This window comes from Leifsonia sp. LS1, from assembly GCF_020521355.1.
GTDB lineage: Bacteria > Actinomycetota > Actinomycetes > Actinomycetales > Microbacteriaceae > Leifsonia.
On record NZ_BPER01000001.1, the window covers coordinates 352,108 to 369,836 of the forward strand.

At 71.3% G+C, this 17,729-nt stretch carries 19 protein-coding genes and 1 pseudogene; 11 read left to right on the forward strand and 9 right to left on the reverse strand.

Going from position 1 to position 17,729, the window contains the following annotated elements; all coding sequences use genetic code 11:
• Positions 1-26: 26 nt before the first annotated feature.
• From LLS1_RS01780 to LLS1_RS01790, 3 genes are all read left to right on the forward strand, one after another.
• Positions 27-1,643: an MFS transporter gene (locus LLS1_RS01780; protein WP_226653329.1), complete on the forward strand. Its 1,617-nt coding sequence runs from the start codon at positions 27-29 to the stop codon at positions 1,641-1,643.
• Positions 1,644-1,694: 51 nt separating this feature from the next.
• Positions 1,695-2,066 carry a UBP-type zinc finger domain-containing protein gene (locus LLS1_RS01785; protein WP_226653330.1) on the forward strand — a complete coding sequence of 124 codons (372 nt, stop codon included), beginning with the start codon at positions 1,695-1,697 and terminating at the stop codon, positions 2,064-2,066.
• 195 nt (positions 2,067-2,261) lie between these two features.
• The gene (locus tag LLS1_RS01790; RefSeq protein ID WP_226653331.1) at positions 2,262-2,456 is read left to right on the forward strand and encodes a hypothetical protein; all 195 of its coding nucleotides are present in this window, start codon (positions 2,262-2,264) and stop codon (positions 2,454-2,456) included.
• A 151-nt stretch (positions 2,457-2,607) separates the two neighbouring features.
• Here the strand turns inward: LLS1_RS01790 and rimK are convergent, their stop codons facing one another.
• Positions 2,608-3,807 carry a 30S ribosomal protein S6--L-glutamate ligase gene (gene rimK, locus LLS1_RS01795; protein ID WP_226653332.1) on the reverse strand — a complete coding sequence of 400 codons (1,200 nt, stop codon included), beginning with the start codon at positions 3,805-3,807 and terminating at the stop codon, positions 2,608-2,610.
• A 25-nt stretch (positions 3,808-3,832) separates the two neighbouring features.
• Between rimK and LLS1_RS01800 the strand changes: the two genes are divergently transcribed.
• Positions 3,833-4,306, forward strand: coding sequence for a RimK/LysX family protein (locus LLS1_RS01800; protein WP_226653333.1), 474 nt, complete (start codon positions 3,833-3,835; stop codon positions 4,304-4,306).
• Between the two features lie 4 nt (positions 4,307-4,310).
• Here LLS1_RS01800 and LLS1_RS01805 read toward each other — a convergent pair whose 3' ends face one another.
• On the reverse strand, positions 4,311-4,502 hold the full coding sequence (locus LLS1_RS01805; RefSeq protein ID WP_223358463.1) for a hypothetical protein: 192 nt from the start codon (positions 4,500-4,502) through the stop codon (positions 4,311-4,313).
• A 121-nt stretch (positions 4,503-4,623) separates the two neighbouring features.
• Between LLS1_RS01805 and LLS1_RS01810 the strand changes: the two genes are divergently transcribed.
• The 3 genes from LLS1_RS01810 to LLS1_RS01820 all read left to right on the forward strand — a co-directional run bounded on the left by LLS1_RS01810 (position 4,624) and on the right by LLS1_RS01820 (position 6,868).
• Positions 4,624-5,823, forward strand: a complete 1,200-nt coding sequence (locus LLS1_RS01810) for a hypothetical protein (protein WP_226653334.1) — start codon at positions 4,624-4,626, stop codon at positions 5,821-5,823.
• A 4-nt stretch (positions 5,824-5,827) separates the two neighbouring features.
• Complete coding sequence (locus LLS1_RS01815) at positions 5,828-6,319, forward strand: GNAT family N-acetyltransferase (RefSeq protein ID WP_226653335.1); 492 nt, start codon at positions 5,828-5,830, stop codon at positions 6,317-6,319.
• A gap of 381 nt (positions 6,320-6,700) precedes the next feature.
• Positions 6,701-6,868 (forward strand): hypothetical protein, encoded by a 168-nt coding sequence (locus tag LLS1_RS01820; RefSeq protein ID WP_223358460.1) that lies wholly within the window; start codon positions 6,701-6,703, stop codon positions 6,866-6,868.
• Positions 6,869-6,932: 64 nt separating this feature from the next.
• Here the strand turns inward: LLS1_RS01820 and LLS1_RS01825 are convergent, their stop codons facing one another.
• A complete protein-coding gene (locus LLS1_RS01825) occupies positions 6,933-7,550 on the reverse strand; it encodes an HdeD family acid-resistance protein (RefSeq protein ID WP_226653336.1) in 618 nt (205 codons plus the stop codon).
• 237 nt (positions 7,551-7,787) lie between these two features.
• Positions 7,788-9,320 carry an ATP-dependent DNA ligase gene (locus tag LLS1_RS01830; RefSeq protein ID WP_226653594.1) on the reverse strand — a complete coding sequence of 511 codons (1,533 nt, stop codon included), beginning with the start codon at positions 9,318-9,320 and terminating at the stop codon, positions 7,788-7,790.
• Positions 9,321-9,558: 238 nt separating this feature from the next.
• Between LLS1_RS01830 and LLS1_RS01835 the strand changes: the two genes are divergently transcribed.
• Entirely contained in the window at positions 9,559-10,854 is a 1,296-nt protein-coding gene (locus tag LLS1_RS01835; protein WP_226653337.1) for an esterase family protein, read from the forward strand.
• Here the strand turns inward: LLS1_RS01835 and LLS1_RS01840 are convergent.
• The 4 genes and pseudogenes from LLS1_RS01840 to LLS1_RS01855 form a co-directional block, all read right to left on the reverse strand.
• Positions 10,851-11,552, reverse strand: coding sequence for a YceI family protein (locus LLS1_RS01840; protein ID WP_226653338.1), 702 nt, complete (start codon positions 11,550-11,552; stop codon positions 10,851-10,853). The genes LLS1_RS01835 and LLS1_RS01840 overlap by 4 nt on opposite strands.
• Before the next feature lie 127 nt (positions 11,553-11,679).
• Positions 11,680-12,603, reverse strand: a complete 924-nt coding sequence (locus LLS1_RS01845; protein WP_226653339.1) for a helix-turn-helix domain-containing protein — start codon at positions 12,601-12,603, stop codon at positions 11,680-11,682.
• A 72-nt stretch (positions 12,604-12,675) separates the two neighbouring features.
• A complete protein-coding gene (locus LLS1_RS01850; RefSeq protein WP_226653340.1) occupies positions 12,676-13,572 on the reverse strand; it encodes an SDR family oxidoreductase in 897 nt (298 codons plus the stop codon).
• Between the two features lie 3 nt (positions 13,573-13,575).
• A pseudogene (locus LLS1_RS01855) lies at positions 13,576-13,922 on the reverse strand (hypothetical protein).
• Between the two features lie 180 nt (positions 13,923-14,102).
• Here LLS1_RS01855 and LLS1_RS01860 point away from each other — a divergent pair.
• Genes LLS1_RS01860 through LLS1_RS01870 form a run of 3 tightly spaced genes read left to right on the forward strand, consistent with a single transcriptional unit; the run spans position 14,103 to position 17,109 of the window.
• Positions 14,103-15,179, forward strand: a complete 1,077-nt coding sequence (locus LLS1_RS01860; RefSeq protein ID WP_226653341.1) for a hypothetical protein — start codon at positions 14,103-14,105, stop codon at positions 15,177-15,179.
• Positions 15,173-16,438, forward strand: a complete 1,266-nt coding sequence (locus LLS1_RS01865) for a bifunctional PIG-L family deacetylase/class I SAM-dependent methyltransferase (protein WP_226653342.1) — start codon at positions 15,173-15,175, stop codon at positions 16,436-16,438. The genes LLS1_RS01860 and LLS1_RS01865 overlap by 7 nt, the downstream gene beginning before the upstream one ends.
• A complete protein-coding gene (locus LLS1_RS01870) occupies positions 16,435-17,109 on the forward strand; it encodes a glycosyltransferase family 2 protein (protein WP_226653343.1) in 675 nt (224 codons plus the stop codon). The genes LLS1_RS01865 and LLS1_RS01870 overlap by 4 nt, the downstream gene beginning before the upstream one ends.
• 4 nt (positions 17,110-17,113) lie before the next feature.
• On the opposite strand, the gene LLS1_RS01875 is transcribed toward LLS1_RS01870, so the two are convergent.
• Positions 17,114-17,701 (reverse strand): Dps family protein, encoded by a 588-nt coding sequence (locus tag LLS1_RS01875; protein WP_226653344.1) that lies wholly within the window; start codon positions 17,699-17,701, stop codon positions 17,114-17,116.
• Positions 17,702-17,729 lie beyond the last annotated feature (28 nt).

Genomic DNA, 17,729 nt, shown 5'->3' on the forward strand with positions numbered 1-17,729 from the left:
CTTCGACCACGACCCATGGAGGCGCTATGAGCCCGGCTCTCGCCCCGCTGCGGGTGCGCATCTTCCGCGTGCTCTGGTTGGCGGGCATCGTCAGCAACATCGGGAGCTGGATGCAGACCGTCGGCGCGCAGTGGCTGCTCGTCGAGCACGGCAGCTCGGCGGCGGTCGTCGCGCTCGTGCAGACCGCCGCCTCCGCTCCCGTCCTGCTGCTCGCCCTCCCCGCCGGGGTGCTGGGGGAGTTCCTCAACCGCCGCACCGTCCTGATCGTCGTGCAATCCGTCCAGCTCGCCGTCGTCCTCGTGCTCTCCGGTCTGACCATCGCGGGCGCGACGACGCCGGCCCTGCTGCTCGTCCTGACCTTTCTGCTCGGCGCGTGCTCGGCCGTGCAGCTGCCCGCGTACCAGGCGATCGTGCCCGACATCGTCCCGCGACCGCTCATCGCGGACGCCGCCGTGCTGTCGTCGATCGGCGTCAACGTCGCGCGGGCGATCGGCCCTGCGGCAGCGGGTCTCCTGGTCGCGCAGCTGGGGGTCGCCTCCGTCTTCCTCGCGAACGCGCTCTCGTTCGCCGTCTTCCTCGCGGCGCTGGTGCTGTGGCGCGGCTACGTGCCTCCGCGCGGGAGGCCGGAGCGCTTCCTCGACGCCACACGGGCCGGCCTCCGCTACATCCGCCATGCCGGCGTGATCCGCGGTCTTTACCTGCGGCTGGCGCTGTTCCTCCTCCCCGCGAACGCGCTCTGGGCGCTGCTGCCCGTGGTGGCGAGCGGCACCTACCGGATGGGCGCGGGAGGCTACGGCCTGCTGCTCGCCGCGGTGGGGGTCGGGTCGGTGGCGGGCGCGTTCGTGCTGCCGCCGCTGCGTCGGCGCTTCAGCGCGAGCGCCGTCGTCTCGGTCTCCGCCGGAGTCTTCGGCGCGAGCATGGTCGGCCTCATCGTGCTGCCGTCGCTGTGGCTGGTGCTGCTCGTGCTGGTGGTCGCCGGCATCGCCTGGATCGGCGTCATCGCGACGATCAACGGCGCCGTCCAGTCGTTCCTCCCGGTGTGGGTGCGCACCCGCGGCCTCTCGATCTACCAGCTCGTGCTCTTCGGCATGACGGCCGTCGGTGCGGCGGTGACCGGTGCTCTGGCGGGGCCCTTCGGGGTCGGGCCGGTGCTCGTCGGCTCCGGCGTGCTGCTCGTCGTGCTCGCAGCGGTCGGGCTCCTGCGTCCTTCTGTATCGCCCGAGGGCAAGGGGCGGTCGATCGTTCCGCTGCCGCTGACCGACGTCCCGCCCGTCGAGGCCGCTGCCGCGCCGGGTGAAGGGGCCGGCGAGGCCGGGACCGACGCGCACACCCCCGTGCTCGTCCTCGTGCGCTACACCGTTCCCGAGGAGCGGCGGCCGGAGTTCGAGCGTCGCATGGCCGACGTCGCCCGCACCCGCCGTCGCACCGGAGCACGCGACTGGTCCCTGTACGTCGATCGGGAGGATACTGCGGTGATGGTCGAGGCGTTCACCGTGGGGTCGTGGCAGGAGCACCTGAGTCAGCACCTCGACCGGATCACGGAGTATGACGAGGGCGTCCTCGCTCGCGCCCGCGAGCTCGCCGACGGCGACCCCGTCGCCGAGCACCTGATCGCGCGGGCCGCATCCGCCCGGCGACGCTGACGGCACCCACCGAGCGACAACCACCGAGCGAGTCCCCCCGAGGAGGAATTCATGACCGACGACCATCCTGCGCACGACGCCCGCATCCCCGGAGTCGACCCCTCCGTACCGCCGTCCGGCCCCGGCTGCGTCGAGTGCACGAGGGACGGCTCGTGGTGGTTCCACCTGCGCCGCTGCGCGGAGTGCGGCCACATCGGGTGCTGCGATCAGTCGCTCGGCAAGCACGCGACCGCGCACGCGCAGCAGACCGGGCACCGCATCATCCAGAGCTTCGAGCCCGGCGAGGACTGGTTCTGGGACTACGCGACCCAGCGCTTCGCCTCCGGTCCCGAACTCGCCGCGCCGCACAGCCATCCGCTCGACCAGTCCGCCCCGGGCCCCGCCGATCGCCTTCCTGCGGACTGGCAGCGCCTCCTCGCCTGACCTCACGGCGCCGAGACGGCGCAAACTCGCACGAATCGTGCCGAGACGGCGCAGAATCCGCCGCCTCGGCGGGCGGTTCGCCGCGGCGTCAGCCCGGTGAATCGAGCCTGCCCGAGACACCCGAGCGGGGCACGAGAATGCGGGAATCCGGTGAAATCCCTTGCGATATCCCCGGCGGTGGTCGACAGTGTCTGCATGCCCCCTGCCTTCCCGTCCGGCGGCGCGCCCGCGAACATGCCGGTCGTCGTGCCGTGCCCGCGCTGCGGGGGACGCATCGTGGTCGTCGGACGCACCGTGGACGGAGCCTTGCGGCTCACGGCCGGAGGAGCCTGTACCGACTGCGGCGGCACCGTCTACTCCGCCCTCGACCTGGAGAACGCCCGGCGGTAGCGCGAGCCGCCGGATCACCCTCCGGTGCCACGCCGCGCAGCCGCACCGACCGCCGAGCACACGGACTCTCTGCGGACTCGACCGCTTCGCCCCCACTTTCTGCGGACCCGGTGGCGGGTGCGGCGGGTACGGCGGGTGCGGCGGGTGCGGGTCAGGGGGTCTCGGGCTCGGGGAGGTGCTCCTTGGGGAGCTTGCGGACCTTGGCCCGGCGCTTGCGTCGGTCGGGGATCATCGAGCGCATCTCCTCGAGCTTGCCGAAGCAGAGGAGGCGGTCGCCCGGCTCCAGGAGCACGCCGCTCCGCGGGTTCGGGATGACCGAGCTGCCGCGGTGCAGGGTCAGCACTGTGATGTCGCGGTCCCACAGGCCGGACTCCTTGATGGTCTTGCCGACCAGGTCCGCGTTGGTGTGCACGAGCAACTCGGCGACACCGTAGCCGGTGGACACGGTGAGGCGCTGGCGTACATCGATCTCGGGGAACGCGACCTGGTTGTCGATGAAGTCGATGATCGCGCCGGCGACGTCGAGGCCGGTGGCGCGTTCGATGCCCTCGAGGCCGGGTGAGGAGTTGACCTCCATGACGAGCGGACCGTCGTTGCCTTCGAGCATGTCGACGCCGGCGACGCGGAGGCCCATGATCTGCGCCGAGCGGACGGCCGCCTGCTCGTACTCCGGCGTCAGCTCCACTTTCTCGACGGTGCCGCCGCGATGCACGTTGGAGCGGAACTCGTCGCCGTTCGCGATGCGGCGCATGGCCGCGACGACCCGGTCGCCGACGACGAGCGCCCGGATGTCGCGTCCCCGGCTCTCGCGGATGAAGCTCTGGATGAGCACGTTCTGCTTCGTCGAGTGCAGGGTCTCGATGATCGACTCGGCGATCTTCACCTCGGGCGCGAGGATGACGCCGATCCCCTGGGTGCCTTCGAGCAGTTTGATGACGACCGGAGCGCCCCCGACCTGCTCGATCGCGCGGCGCACGTCATTGCGGTTGTTGACGAATGTGGTCGCCGGCATGGAGATGTTGTGCCGGGAGAGGATCTGGCTGGCCCGCAGCTTGTCGCGGGAGTTGGTGATGCCGTTGGCGGTGTTGGGCGTGTAGACGTCCATCTGCTCGAACTGGCGCACGACGGCCGTGCCGAAGTACGTGATCGAGTTGCCGATGCGCGGCAGGATGGCGTCGTAGTCCGAGAGGAGCTTTCCGCGGTACTGCAGGTCGGGCTCGTCGCCGGAGAGGTCGATCGCGAAGCGCAGGGTGTTCAGCACCTTGACCCGGTGGCCGCGCTGGAGTGCCGCCGCGCGGAGCCGTTGCGTCGAGTACGCGTGAGGGGCGCGCGAGAGGATGGCGAGTTTCACCGGTGCTCCTGCCAAGATGGGGGATATGGCTGACGACCTCCATTCACACCCCGTGGTGGTCGGCTGGCGCGAGTGGGTCGGCTTGCCGAGTATCGACGTTCCGTGGATCAAGGTCAAGATCGACACGGGGGCTCGCAGTTCGGCGCTGCACGCGTACGACGTCCAGGAGCTGCCGGAGGGCCGTGTACGGTTCACGGTCCATCCGTGGCAGGACTCCGACGCCGACGAGATCGAGGTCGAATGCGCCATCCATGACCGGCGGGTGGTCCGCAGCTCGTCCGGGCACACGGAGGAGCGGATCGTGGTGCTGCTGGAGCTCGTACTCGCCGGGCGCACCATCCACGCGGAGACCACCCTCAGCAATCGCGATCAGATGGGGTTCCGGATGCTCGTGGGCAGGGAGGCGCTGCGGCAGGGCTTCCTCGTCGCTCCGGGCTCGTCGTTCCTCGGGGGCCGCGCCCCGCGCGAGGTCCGCCGCCGTAATCGCGGCCGCGCGTAGCGGGCTAGCGTCCGCGGAGCAGCTGCTCGATCCGCGCCCACGTGCGGTAATCGACGCGGCGTCCGTCCTTGTCGACGGCCGACTCCACCCGGATGTCACGGACGCTGCCGTCCTTGGCCTCGGTGGTCGTCGTGACGCACTCGACCAGTCCGAAGCCGGGCAGCAGCATCGTGAGAGACCTCTCGGCATCTGCCATGGCACGCACGATACGCCCATCCACCCAGCCGCAAAGGGATACGGCGGCTGCTACGACACCGGCGCGTTATTTCTTGCGATAGCCCCTTCGGTTCCCGGACCGGCTGCCCTACCGTCGGCTCATGGAGCACCTTGCACATCGGATCAACCGGCGTCTCGCGGCGGCGATCGCTTTCGCCGCCGTCGTAGCCATGGCGACCACGGGAGCGGCCACCGCCTCCGCCAGCACGGGGGCGACCCAGGTGCCGCCGCTCTCTCCCTCCACCGCTTGGAGCCTCACGGCCATCGACGCGCGTATCCAGCGGCAGGTCGAGATGATCCTGTCGCAGCAGCGGGCGAGCGGGGCGATACTGCACGGGAGCGGAGGCGTCAACGTCTACTTCGGCAACTCGGCGGCGCTGGGGCTCGTCGCCGAAGGCTCGTCGCGCAGTCTCGCAGCGGCCGAACGGTGGCACGACTGGGTGATGGAGCGGCTCAACCGGGCGCCCGATGCGCAGGGGGCTTCGTTCACGTCGTACGACTACGCGATCCGGAGCGGTGAGGAGGTGGCGACGCAGGGGTACGACTCGGTCGACAGCTACGCCGCCACCACGCTCTCGGTCGCGGCGGCGCTGTGGCGATCCGGAGACCCGCACGTTCGCGCCGATATCGCCTCCCGGGCTGCCGACTATCGGGGCATCGCTGCGCTGCTCGTCAGCCCGGTGCCGACGGGGGTGCGGAAGACGTCGGGGCTGACCCAGGCGACGGTCCGCTACAACATCGGGTACACGATGGACAACGCCGAGGTCTACGAGGGTCTCGCCGACGGCGCCGCCCTCTTCACCGGGCTGGGCCTCGAGACCGACGCGGCCCGGCTCCGCGCTGCCGCCGGGGCCTCCCGCGCGGCCATCCTCGGCACGCTCTGGAACCCGGCCGCGCAGACCTGGAACGTCTACGACCGCAGTGCTGCGAACCTCGGCGGAGCGTTCTACCCCGCCGGGATGGCGCAGTACTTCCCACTGATCCACGGTGTCGTCGACGCCCACGACCCCCGCGTCATCGCCAGCTGGGCGCACCTGACCACACGGTGGCCGGGCTGGACGCAGAATCTGCTGAACCGGGGGGAGGCAGCGACGCCGATGGCGTACGCGGCGGTCGCGCTCGGTCACGCCGACGGAGCCCGCGCGATGCTCGACGACATCGCCGCCCGATACGCTCCGGCATGGCGCTACCCGACCGGATGCGACGCCACGCAGTGCCAGTGGTGGAGTCCGTCGCAGGCCGGCTGGACCATCCGCACCCTCCTGCTGCTCCGCCGGCAGACCGAGCCCGTCGTACAGTGACGGGATGACACACATCGACGTGCGCTCCGCCCGGCCCGACGAGTGGGCGGCGGTCGGAGGCCTGCGCTGGGACTCGCTGCTCGAGTTCGGCGGAGTGCCCGACGACGACCGCGCGGTCTTCGCTGCACGTTTCGCCGAATGGGCCGCCTCGAACGGGGCGACGCACGAGTGCATCGTCGCTGTGGACGCGGACGGCGTCGTGGTCGGGATGGCGTGGCTGGCCCGCACCCTGCGCGTTCCGAGCGCCCGCTCTTTCCACCGTGCGTCGGCCGACCTGCAATGCGCGTACGTCGTCCCCGGGCTCCGCAACGACGGCGTCGGCGGCCGGCTCATCGACGCGGTCGTCGCGCACGCGCGCAGCCTCGGCGTCGAGCGCGTCACGGTGCACTCGAGCCCGCGGGCGGTCGGCGTCTACGAACGTCACGGGTTCGCGTCGGAGGCGCGGCTGCTGCACCGGCCGGTCGAGCACGACGACATCGTCACGGCACGCGACTGAGCGGCCGAGGTCGCGGTGCCGCTCGTCACCTCCGGCCGCGCCCGAATCGTCAGTAGACAGTGATGTCCACCGTCAATTGCTGACGGTTTCTGTCCTCCAGATTGAGGACACCCCTTCGCGGGCAATAACGTTGCTCTCAGCCCGGGGATGCCGCCGCGATGTGGAAACGAAATCCGACCAGCGATGACGTCTCAACCCGACACGGAGCAGTCGGCATCCCCCGGGGGTACTTCTCCGGAACCGAGGGCGCGATGACGTCTCCGCCCGCTCCTCGATACGCAGGCGGCGAGACCGAGTTCCCGATTCCGCGTCATGGATGCCCCGGACCCGCGTCTCTCCCTCTGAGGGGATGCGTCCCCTCTGCTGGTGAGAGGACGATCCATGACGAACATCAAGGCACCGAACGTGACCGACGACGTCGAGGTGGGCAGTGCGCTCGACTTCCACGCGGAGGTCTACACGAGTACGACGACGCACGACCCGATCCGGGTGGGCTGCTGGTGTCCCATCGGGCGCACCCACACGTACGAAGAGGCGGTCGCCGCCTAGGGCGAGCGCCTCTTCGCAGGTCCGGTCGCCCGACGGGCGGCCGCGGGCGGGCGTGCGTGCGGGTCTAGGCCGCCGGCGAGGACGGGGTGGCGACGCCGCGCCCGAAGGTGATGGCGCGGACGATCTGGATGACCCCGAGCACGATCAGGCTGATGCCGGTCAGCACGAACAGCACCACGATGCCCCACAGCGGGGTGAAGAGCAGCACGATGCCCGCGACGATGCTGAGGATGCCGAAGAAGACCGCCCAGCCGCGTGACGGGCTGTCGCCGAGCTGCGCGAGGGTGACCGCGCCCTCCACGATCCAGGCGATGCCGACGAGGATGCCGAGGAACACGGCCAGGAACGCCGTCGTGGCGCCGAGGTTGGCGAAGGCCACGATCGCGGCGATCACGAGCAGCACGCCGAAGACGATGTCGAGCGCGCGCGAGCCTCCGCTCAGCCCGCTGGCGAAGATGCCGATGCTGAGGTAGGCGAGACCGGACACGAGCAGCGAGATGGCGATCAGCACGGTCAGGCCGACCGCGGCGGTCTTGGGCCAGAACACGATGATGATGCCGATGATCAGCGCCACCGTGCCGCTGATCCCGAGCGCGACGCGCACGCTGTTGATGACCGAACCGGTCATGTCCTTGCCGTTGAGCGAGAAGGCGGCGAAACCCGAAGGCTGAGAAGTGGACATCGCGAGCATCCTTTCCGTGGATGCTTCGGACGCTATCGCCCCGCACGCCCGCGTGTCTATGACCGTCGTCACCGATGCGTCACCGGCACGTCAGAGAGGCTCGGGCGGGAGGGTGCCGCGCATCAGCGCAGGCGCTCCTCCTCTTCGCGCTCCAGGCGCTCCTTCTCGGCGACCTTGGCCTCTTCGACCTTCTGGATCTCTTCTTCACGCGGGGTCTTGTTCGTCATGTCCGCGAGCCTACTCCGGGGCACCGCGGAGCAGCCCGCGGAGGCTCGCGATCGTGTCGGCCTCGGCGGCCGTCTTGTCGTCGCGGTAGCGCTTGACGCGGGCGAAGCGCAGCGCGATGCCTCCCGGATACCGGCTCGAGCGCTGCACGCCGTCGATCGCGATCTCGACCACCGTCGTCGGCGCCACCCACACGGTGCCGGGAGTGCGCCGGATCTCGATCTGCTGGAAAAGCTCCGTCTGCATGCGCAGCAGTTCGTCGGTGAGCCCTTTGAAGGTCTTGCCGACCATGACGAAGCCGCCCGGCTCGACGAACTCGCCGTCGGGGTCGCGCGCACCCAGGTGGAGGTTCGACAGGAGACCCTGCCGTCTGCCCGACCCCCACTCGCACGCGAGCACGACGAGGTCGTAGGTGTGCACCGGCTTGACCTTCACCCAGCTGGAGCCGCGCCGCCCGGCCGCGTAAGGCGAGCCGAGCGCCTTGACGACGACACCCTCCTGGCCTGCCGCGAGCGCCTCCCGGGCGACCTGCTCGGCGACCGCGGGATCGTCGGTCACCCGGCCCGGGATGCGGTGCTCGCCGGCCACGCGCTCCAGTTCCTCGCGGCGCAGTGCGAGCGGTTCGTCGAGCAGATCCCGCCCGTCGACGTGCAGGATGTCGAAGAACCAGGGGTGCAGCACCGTCTCGCTCGCGGACTCGGAGCCGAAACGCGACATCGTCTCCTGGAACGGGCGCGGCCCGCCGTCCTCGTCGAGAGCGAGCGTCTCGCCGTCGAGGATCAGGTCGCGGGCGGGCATCCGGCGCACCACCTCCACGACCTCCGGGACGCGATGCGTGATGTCGGCGAGCGTGCGGGTGAAGACACGCACCTCCTCGCCCGCGCGATGCACCTGGATGCGTGCGCCGTCGAGCTTGAACTCGACCGATGCCTCGCCCGTGGTCTCGAGGGCGGCGGTGGCGGTGGAGGCCGTCGCCGCGAGCATCGGGAGCACCGGTCGCCCCACGACCAGGCCCACCGTGTCGAGCTCGTCGGGGGTGCCCGTCAGGGCCAGCAGAGCCGTCTCTCCGAGGTCGCCCGACAGCATCGCCGCGCGCCGCACGCTCGCGGCCGGCCGGCCGGAGGCACGGGAGATCGCATCCAGCAGCACGCCCTCCAGCGCGCCGGTGCGCATCTCACCCAGCAGGACGCGGCCGATGAAGTCCTGCTCGGCAGCGGTCGCGCGCGCGGTGAAGTCGCGCAGCGTGGCGGTGCGCTCGGCGGCCGAGCCCGCGCCCGACAGTGTGGGCAGCCGATCGAGCAGGGCATCGAGATCGCCGACGGTCAGCGTCTCCGTGGCGGCCGGCTCGCCCATCGCGGTGCCCAGCCCGCGCCAGCCGACCCCCACCCGGCCTTGCCGCGGCCGGCCCACCAGCATCCCGACCGCCGGGGCGATCTCGTCCGGGGCGAGACGGTTCAGGAGGTCGGCCAGGGCATCCACCTTCGCCAGCCGTGACCGCGTGGCGGCGACGGCGTCGGCGGTGGTCACGAGCGCATCGAGGAGCACGCCGCCCAGTGTGCCACCGCCCACCGACGCGCGGGAGGCCACGGTGACCGCTGAAGTTCACGACGTTGCGCCCATTCCGGCCGGAATGGGCGCAACGTCGTGAACCTCGCGCCCCGTCGCTGGCGTCGCGTCTGAGGGGATGCACAGAATCGCGCCGCCGCGTCCCAGCCGCGCCCGGGCACCCCTCGGCTTGAATGAATCGGGGTCTCGACCGGGGCCGTGAGATGGGGGCCGTGGCGTGTTCGATGGGGTGCTGTCGCTCGACGTGCTGAGCGGCCCACTGCCGATGGCGGTCTACGGTGCGGCCGCGGCCATCCTGATCGCTCTGCTGCTGCAGCGGCCCACCCCACGCCGGATGCTGCGCCTCGCCCTGGCCGCGATCGCCGGCGTGGTCGCAGCCGTGATCGTGTGGCTCGTGTGCGTGCGCTGGCTGAACCTCTTCGGCGAGTCGCTCGGGATGGGCAACTACCTCTGGATCGCCGCGGCGTCGTGCGGTGTGGCACTGTGCGCCGTGAGCATCGGGCGTCGGCCACGCTGGCGCACGGTCGTCGCGATCGCGGGCATCCCGGTGTTCGCGGCTGCAGCGACGCTCGGGATCAACGCGAACTACGGCCTCGACCGCACGGTCGGCGGGTTGCTGGCGATCGCCGTCCCGAAACCGGTCGCGCTGACACCGCCGACCAGCGCCGACCGTCACTACGACACCGAGCTCTGGAAGCACTGGACCCCGCCAGGCGACATGCCCGCCCACGGCGAGGTCGGCACGGTCCGCATCCCCCCGACGCGCAGCGGCTTCGCAGCCCGGGAGGCCGGTCTCTACCTGCCGCCTGCCGCCCGCGTGAAGCATCCGCCCGTGCTGCCGCTGATCGTCATGATGATGGGGCAGCCCGGGTCGCCCGACCCGACGTTCATCGCCGAGGCCCTGGACCGCTTCAGCGCGACCCATCACGGGCTGGCCCCGATCGTGATCGTCCCCGACCAGCTCGGAGACCCGACACACGACACGCTCTGCCGCGACACCCGGCGGTTCGGGAACGTGGAGACCTACATCACCCAGGATGTGTCGGCGTGGGCGGAGAGGAATCTCACCGTCACGCACGACCACCGGTTCTGGACCGTCGCCGGCTACTCCAACGGCGGGCTCTGCGCGCTCTCGTTCGGGATCGACCGCCCCGACCTCTTCGCGAACGTGCTCGACATCTCGGGCGAGGAATACTCCGGTGCGGAACACCCCGACGCCACCCTGCGCGACGAGTTCGGCGGCGACGCGGTCGCGTACGACCGGTCGAAGCCGTTCAACCGGCTCCGGAGTTTCGCGCACCCCGGCACCACGGCGATCTTCACCGCCTGCGCCGACGACCCCGCCTACCACCGGGTCGCCGTGCGGGCCGCGCAACTGGCGCGCGCCGCGGGCATCAACACGGCGTTCGTCGACATCCCGAAGGGCGGTCACGGCGCGGGAGCGCTGAACGGCGGCCTGGACGGCGGCCTCCCGTACCTCTACCCGTTGCTGGGGCTCGAGGCCCCGCGCTAGCCCGCGGCCTTCTCGATGTTGAGCAGGAACTCCACCGAACCGGTCTTCTCGACCGTCACGAACCCGAGGGTCGGCGCCTGAACGCCGTAGTCGGCGAAGGTGATGGGGATGCTGCCGCTGAGCTGACCGCCGTCTCCGTTCAGTCCCACCTGGAGGTCGGCGGTGACGGTCTTCGAGACGCCGTGGAGGGTGAGCGTGCCGGTCGCCTTCACCGTCTGCGCGGTTCCGGCCTCCGGCGTGCTCACGGAGACCGGCTCCGAGAGCACGAAGGTCGCCTCCGGGTATTTGTCGGTCTGCAGGGCGGTGGAGCGGAAGTAGTCGTCGCGGTTCGGCTCGTCGGTCGCGATCGTGGCGACGGCGACGGTGACCGTGGCCTTCATGAGAGTGAGCCGGTCGACCGTGAAGGATCCGGTGACGTCGGAGGTGCGTCCCGTCACGGTCACGTCGACCCCGTTGAGCACCTCCTTGACCCGGTAGCCTGCGAACGACGACGCGCCGACCTTCCAATCGCCGCTGAGGTCGGACGTGTCGATCGTGGTCTTCGCGTCGGGATCGGTCGTGAGCGCGACGGTCGGCACCGCGTCCGCGGGCGCTGCGATGAGGTCGCGGTAGATGTAGGGGGCGGCGATCGCGCCGGCGACACCCAGCACGACGACGCCGGCGGCGACGGAGATCCAGACCTTCGAGGACTTCTTCATCGGGGACATGTCATCAAACCTACGGACTCGGAGGGGTCCGCCGGCTGGCAGTAGCCGATGATCCGCCTGGGAGAGGGCTGGCAGGCGTTCGCCGGGATGCGGTCGGGCCGCACCGCGGTGAGAGGTCTCAGCGCCCCAGGGTGGCGCTCGGCGACTCGCCGTACGCGTCGGCGTAGTAGCCCGCGAAGCGACCGACGTGGGTGAATCCCCACTTCGCGGCGACGTCGCGCACGAGAGGGGAGCGGCCGTCGGCGCGGGCCGCGAAGAGCTCCTTCCGTGCCCCCTCGAGCCGGACGTTGCGCAGGTAGCGCGCCGGGGAGATGCTCAGCCAGCGCTGGAACTGCTCCTGCAGGCCCCGCACGGAAAGGCGTGCGGCCTCGGCGGCGGCGGCGATCGACACCGGGTCGGCGGCGTGGTCCCGGAGATACTCCTCGGCTCGCTGCAGCGCGGCGGGCGCCTGTCGACGCTGCGCGGTCGTCACCTCCGGCAGCAGGTGGTGCGCCGTCATGCTCATCAGCACGTCGAGCAGGCCGGCCCGCACGAGCTCCGACTCGAAGGCCTCCGTCGGCGCCACGTCGATGTAGAACCGCAGCGCGGCGCGGACCGCGTCGGAGCCGGCGGCGGCCTGGTGCAGGAGCGCGGGCGACGGCGGCAGCCCGCCGTAGCGGGAGAGCCAGCGGGCGACCGTGGGGGCGTCGATGCTGAGGGTCACGGAGCGTACCGAATCGAACTCGACCGCGAGCTCGTGGTGGGCCGGGAGGATCAGCGATCGGTCCTGATCGCCCTGGCGGCCTCGGCTGCGCCAGGCGTACGACCCCGATGTGATGTCGGTGAACAGCACATCCCGCGACCCGTCCATGGCCGCCTGGACGTGACCCTGGAAGCGCAGCGTCGAGACGGTGACGACGCCGTCCGTCGCGACGGTCTGGGCGAACGCGAAAGGCTCACCGTGCCTCGCCTCCGTGACCAGCCCATCCGCGAAGGCGGTGGCGAAGACCTGATGGACTTCGTCGATGTCCGTCGTGGCGAACTCGTTCCGCACCAGCTCCATGCCACCCACCATCCTCCCGAGACCGTGCGCGCACAAGCGAGCGCCCCTGACAGTCGCACCGGTGGCCGGCGATCAGGGCGTCGGCATCCCGCCGTTCACGCTGAGCGTCTCGCCGATCACGTAACTCGACTCGGGGGAGGCGAGGAAGACGTAGGCGGGAGCGAGCTCGGCCGGTTGGCCCGCACGCCCGATCGGCGTCTGCGCGCCGAAGTCGGGCAGCTTCTCCGGCGGCTGACCGGAGCTGGGCTGCAGCGGAGTCCAGATCGGGCCGGGGGCGACCGCGTTCACGCGGATCCCCTTCGGCGCGAGCTGTTGCGCGAGGGCTTTGGTGAACGCGTTGATGGCGGCCTTGGTCGTCGCGTAGTCGACCAGCTGCTCGCCGGGCAGGTAGGCCTGGACCGAGGTCGTGTTGATGATGGTCGATCCCGGCGTCAGATGCGGGAGCGCAGCCTTCGTGAGCCAGAACATCGCGTACACGTTGGTCTTCATCGTCAGGTCGAACTGCTCGTCCGGCAGCTCGGCCAGATCGGTGCAGAAGACCTGCTTGCCCGCATTGTTGACCAGGATGTCGAGGCCGCCGAACTCCGCGACCGTGCGGGAGACCGCCTCGGCGGCGAAAGCCTTCTGGGCGAGGTCGCCGGGCAGGAGGAGCGCGGAGCGTCCCGCCGCGCGGATCTGCTCGCCGATGGCCTGGGCGTCCACCTCTTCGTCGGGGAGGTAGACGATGGCGACGTCGGCGCCCTCGCGGGCGAACGCGATCGCCGCCGCTGCGCCGATCCCGGAGTCCCCTCCGGTCACGAGTGCCTTGCGTCCGGTCAGGCGCCCGCTGCCCACGTAGCTGCGCTCGCCGTGGTCCGCGGGCGGGTCGAGCTCACTGTCACGGCCCGGCTCCGGCACCTGCTCCTCGGGCGGCGAGATGCGCGGATAGCGGTCGACGGGATTGTCGAAGGTGTACTGGTTCTCTGGCATGTGTCAGTCCTCGTCGATCTGGGAGAGCAGCTTCTTGCTCGCCCGGGTGATGTCGTCATGGTCGTTCTGGGCGGCGCGGCTTTCGAGCGAGATCACCGCGCACCGGTGTACGCGGCGGAAGTCGCCGTACGGGAAGCTGTAGCGCTGCTTGGTCTCCGGGTCCGCTTCCGGATCCTCGCCGAGGTGCCACAGCGCGTAGTCGTCCCAACCGTTGCGTCGATGTACGCGTTCTCGTCGCTGGCGCTCGGGGCGTGCTCGCTCCAGTCGTCCCGCGCGTCGCGGACGAATCGGCTCTTCTCGACGAGGCCGCGCGCGTGATCGAGCGCTTTCCGGTTCAGGGTCACGGACATCGGTCCATCCCTTCTGTCGTTTCGGCTCCTGTGCTGTGATCGAATGCCTCGGGTGCTCGATGGGCAAGGGCTTGACCGGCGGCCCGAGTCGTCGTTGTATACGCGCCGTGCCGATCGCACGTCGTGGCGGCGCCCTCAAGGGGGTTGACGGCGTGCCGGTGCCACCCGACGGTGGGTGCCATGACGTCCATCGCCCCCGCTCGTCCGTCCGGAACGCCCGACCTCCCGGCCGAGCCGTCGAGCCCGGGCTTCGACCGCTATCTCGCCGCCGCGCGCGCGTGGGGCGGCCGGGTCGCCCCCCTGCTCGCGGCTCTCCGCGCGATCGAGCCGCAGACCCTCCTGCCTCTGCCGGGCGGCGGATCGACGGACGAGCGGTTCCGGGGTCTGGCGCGGATCGCGGAGGCGGACCTCACGGCCGCCCGCGTGCTCGAACCCCACGTCGACGCCGTCGCGATCATGGCGGAGGCGGGCAGGAACGACCTGTCCGCGGCGAAGGGCACGACGTGGGGGGTGTTCGCGGCGGAGGCGCCGGGCGCGGCCGTGCAGGCGGTCGAGGACGGCGGTCGCTGGCTGCTGAGCGGCCGCAAGGCTTGGTGCTCGCTCGGCGGCGAGCTGTCCCACGGGCTTGTCACCGCCACCACCCTCGACGGGGAGGCGCGGATGTTCGCCGTCGAACTGACCCCGCCCGCCGTGCGGGCGGAGCCGGCGGCGTGGGTCGCTCGCGGCCTCCCCGAAGTGGTGAGCGGGCCGCTCCGGTTCGACCGGGCGTCCGCGACGCCGATCGGGGGCGCGGCCTGGTATCTCGATCGTCCGGGCTTCCGCTGGGGAGCGATCGGCGTCGCTGCCTGCTGGTGGGGTGGCTGCCTCCCGATCGCGTCGGCCCTGCGGGAGCGCGTGCGGGCCCGGCCGCAGGATGCGCTCGGAGCCGCCCGACTCGGAGAGCTGCACCGGGCGCTGGAGGCGGGACGCCTCGCCGTGCGGGACGCCGCGGCGCGCATCGATGCCGCAGCGGCCGGTCGTGCGGACGATGCGCCCGACCTGGCGGCCCTCGCGCACTCGGTCCGCGGGATCGTCGCCGACGCCGTCGTGGTCGCGCTCGCGGCGGCCCGCGAGGTGCTCGGCCCGGCTGCGCTCGCCTTCGACGAGGGCCTCGCGCGCCGGTGCGCCGACCTCGAGCTCTACGTGTCGCAGTACCACCGGGGCCGGGACGACGCGTCGCTGGCCGCCCATCTCGGCGACGGCGATCTCGCATGGTGACGTTCGATCCGCTCGTCACGGAGACGTCGCTCGCAGAATGGGAGGCCGCCGAGGGATGGGCTGATGTGCCGGTGGCCGACGCCGCGTGGCTGGCGGGTTTCGACGCGGTCACGGTGCTCGCCGCCCACCCCGACGACGAGACGCTCGGCGTCGGCGGTCTGCTCGCGCTCTGCGCGGGGATGGGACTGCCCGTGGACGTGGTGGTGGCGACCGTCGACAGCCCCGGCCGGGCCGACGAACTGTCGACCGCGCTCGAACGCCTCGGCCTCGACGCAGACACGGCCTCCCTCGGCCGAGGCGATGGCCGTCTCAAGCACGAGTCGGACGACCTGCGGCACGGCCTCGAGGCGGCGATCCCCGGCGACGGGGGTGCGCGCCGCCTCGTGCTCGCCCCCTGGCCGGGCGACCGCCACGGGGATCATCGCACGCTCGGCCGCGAGGCGGCGGCGGTGTGCGGGATGCGCGGTCACACCCTGCGCTTCTACCCCATCTGGCTCTGGCAGTGGGGCACGCCGGACGACCTCCCGTGGGAACGTGTCTCGCAGGTCGCGTCGACACCCGAGGCCCGGCGGCGGAAGAGGGCCGCGCTCGCCGCCTTCACGAGTCAGCTGCACTCGCCGCACAACCCGTCGGGCGTTCTGTCGGCGGAGTTCGTCGAGCGGGCCGCCGAGGGCCGCGAAGTGCTGATCGAGCCGCAGCGCGATCCTGCGCGGGAGCACTTCGAGCGACTGCACCGCGACAGTGCGGATCCGTGGTCGGTGCGCACCCGCTGGTATGAGCGGCGGAAGCGCGCCATGACCGTGGCCGCTCTTCCGTCCGAACGGTACGGCAGGGCCTTCGAGATCGGATGCTCGAACGGGGAACTGTCCGCCGCGCTGGCCGAGCGGTGCGATGCGCTCGTCGGCGTCGACGCTGCGGCCTCCGCCGTGACGCTGGCCGCCGAGCGGGCGGCGGCTCTGCCGAACGTCCGTGTCCACCGGATGCGCGTCCCCGACGAGTGGCCCTCCGGAGACTTCGATCTGGTGGTCGTCTCCGAAGTCGCCTACTACCTTGCGGCGGACCAGTGGGAGGCGACCGTGCAGCGGATCGTCCGTTCTCTGCGCCCCGGGGGCCACTTCCTCCTGTGCCACTGGACGGGATGGGCCGACGACTTCGCCCAATCCGGGCGGCAGGCGCACGAGCACGTCGCCACGCGCTCCGGGCTGGAACGGATCGTCGAGCACGTCGAGAACGACTTCCGGCTGGAGGTCTTCGCGTGACCATCGAGCACATCGTGGTCGCGATCCCGGCACGGGACGAGGAGGTGACGCTCGACTCCTGCCTGGAATCGGTGCTGGACGCCTGCGAGGCGTCCGCCGTGCCGTCGACCGTCGTGCTCATCCTCGATTCGTGCAGCGATCGTTCCGCGGCCATCGCCCGGCAGTACCCGGAGGTCGTGACGATCGAGCGCGACTACGGCAACGTCGGCCGCGCCCGCGACGCCGCCGCGACGGCCGGGCTCCGGCTCGCCGGGGGCGACCCCGAACACACCTGGATCGCGTTCACGGATGCCGACACCGCCGTCCCGGCGCCCTGGCTGCGCGCTCATCTCTCGGCGGCCGCCCAGGCCGATGCCTTCGTCGGCGCGGTCGTGCCGCGCCTCGACGACCTCGACCAGGCGCGGCGCGGAGTGTGGCTGCGGACGCATCCGCCCGGCGCGACTCTCGGCCATGTGCACGGCGCGAACCTGGGCGTGCGGGCGAACGCCTACCTCGCCGTCGGCGGCGTTCCCGCGCTCACCGTCGGCGAAGACGTCGACCTCGTGGCGCGGCTCCGCGCCGCCGGGTACCGCATCGCGGAGAGCGAGCGGCACCCGGTGGTCACCTCCGCGCGGCTGGAGGGGCGAGCGCCCGACGGCTACGCGGCCTATCTGCGTGAAATGGCGTCCTGAGCGTTCAGCGCCCGGCCGGCGTCCGGTTCTCCGCGCTGACCATCCAGGCCAGCTGCTCCAGCCGCTCGATGATCGTGTGCAGGATGTCGGCGGACGTGGGGTCGGCCTCGTCGACATCGTCGTGCACCGAGCGCATGGTGCGCACCACCGACTCGAGGCGGTCGGTGATGAGGTCCACGGCCTCCGCGGTGTCGATCTCGCCGTTGGGGAACTCGTCGAGGGAGGTCGTCTCCGCGACGGTGCGCGAGCGGCCGTCCGGCGTGGCGTGGAGGGCGCGGAGGCGCTCTCCGATGTCGTCGCTGAACTCGCGCGCCGCGTCGACGATCTCATCGAGCTGCAGATGCAGGTCGCGGAAGTTGCGGCCCACGATGTTCCAGTGCGCCTGCTTGCCCTGGAGGTGCAGCTCGATCAGGTCGACGTGCACGCGCTGCAGGTCGGCTGCGAGAGAGGCGGATGCGGTGAAGCCGTGCTCCGCGTTCTCTCGGCGGGTGGTGTGCTCGCCCGCCGACTCGCCGCGCACGCGTGCGGTGCGCGGGGATGCCGCGGACGTGCTGCTGCCGGCCTTCGACGTCTTCTTCGCGGTAGTGGCCATGACTGCCTGCTCCTTCTCGTTCGATGGG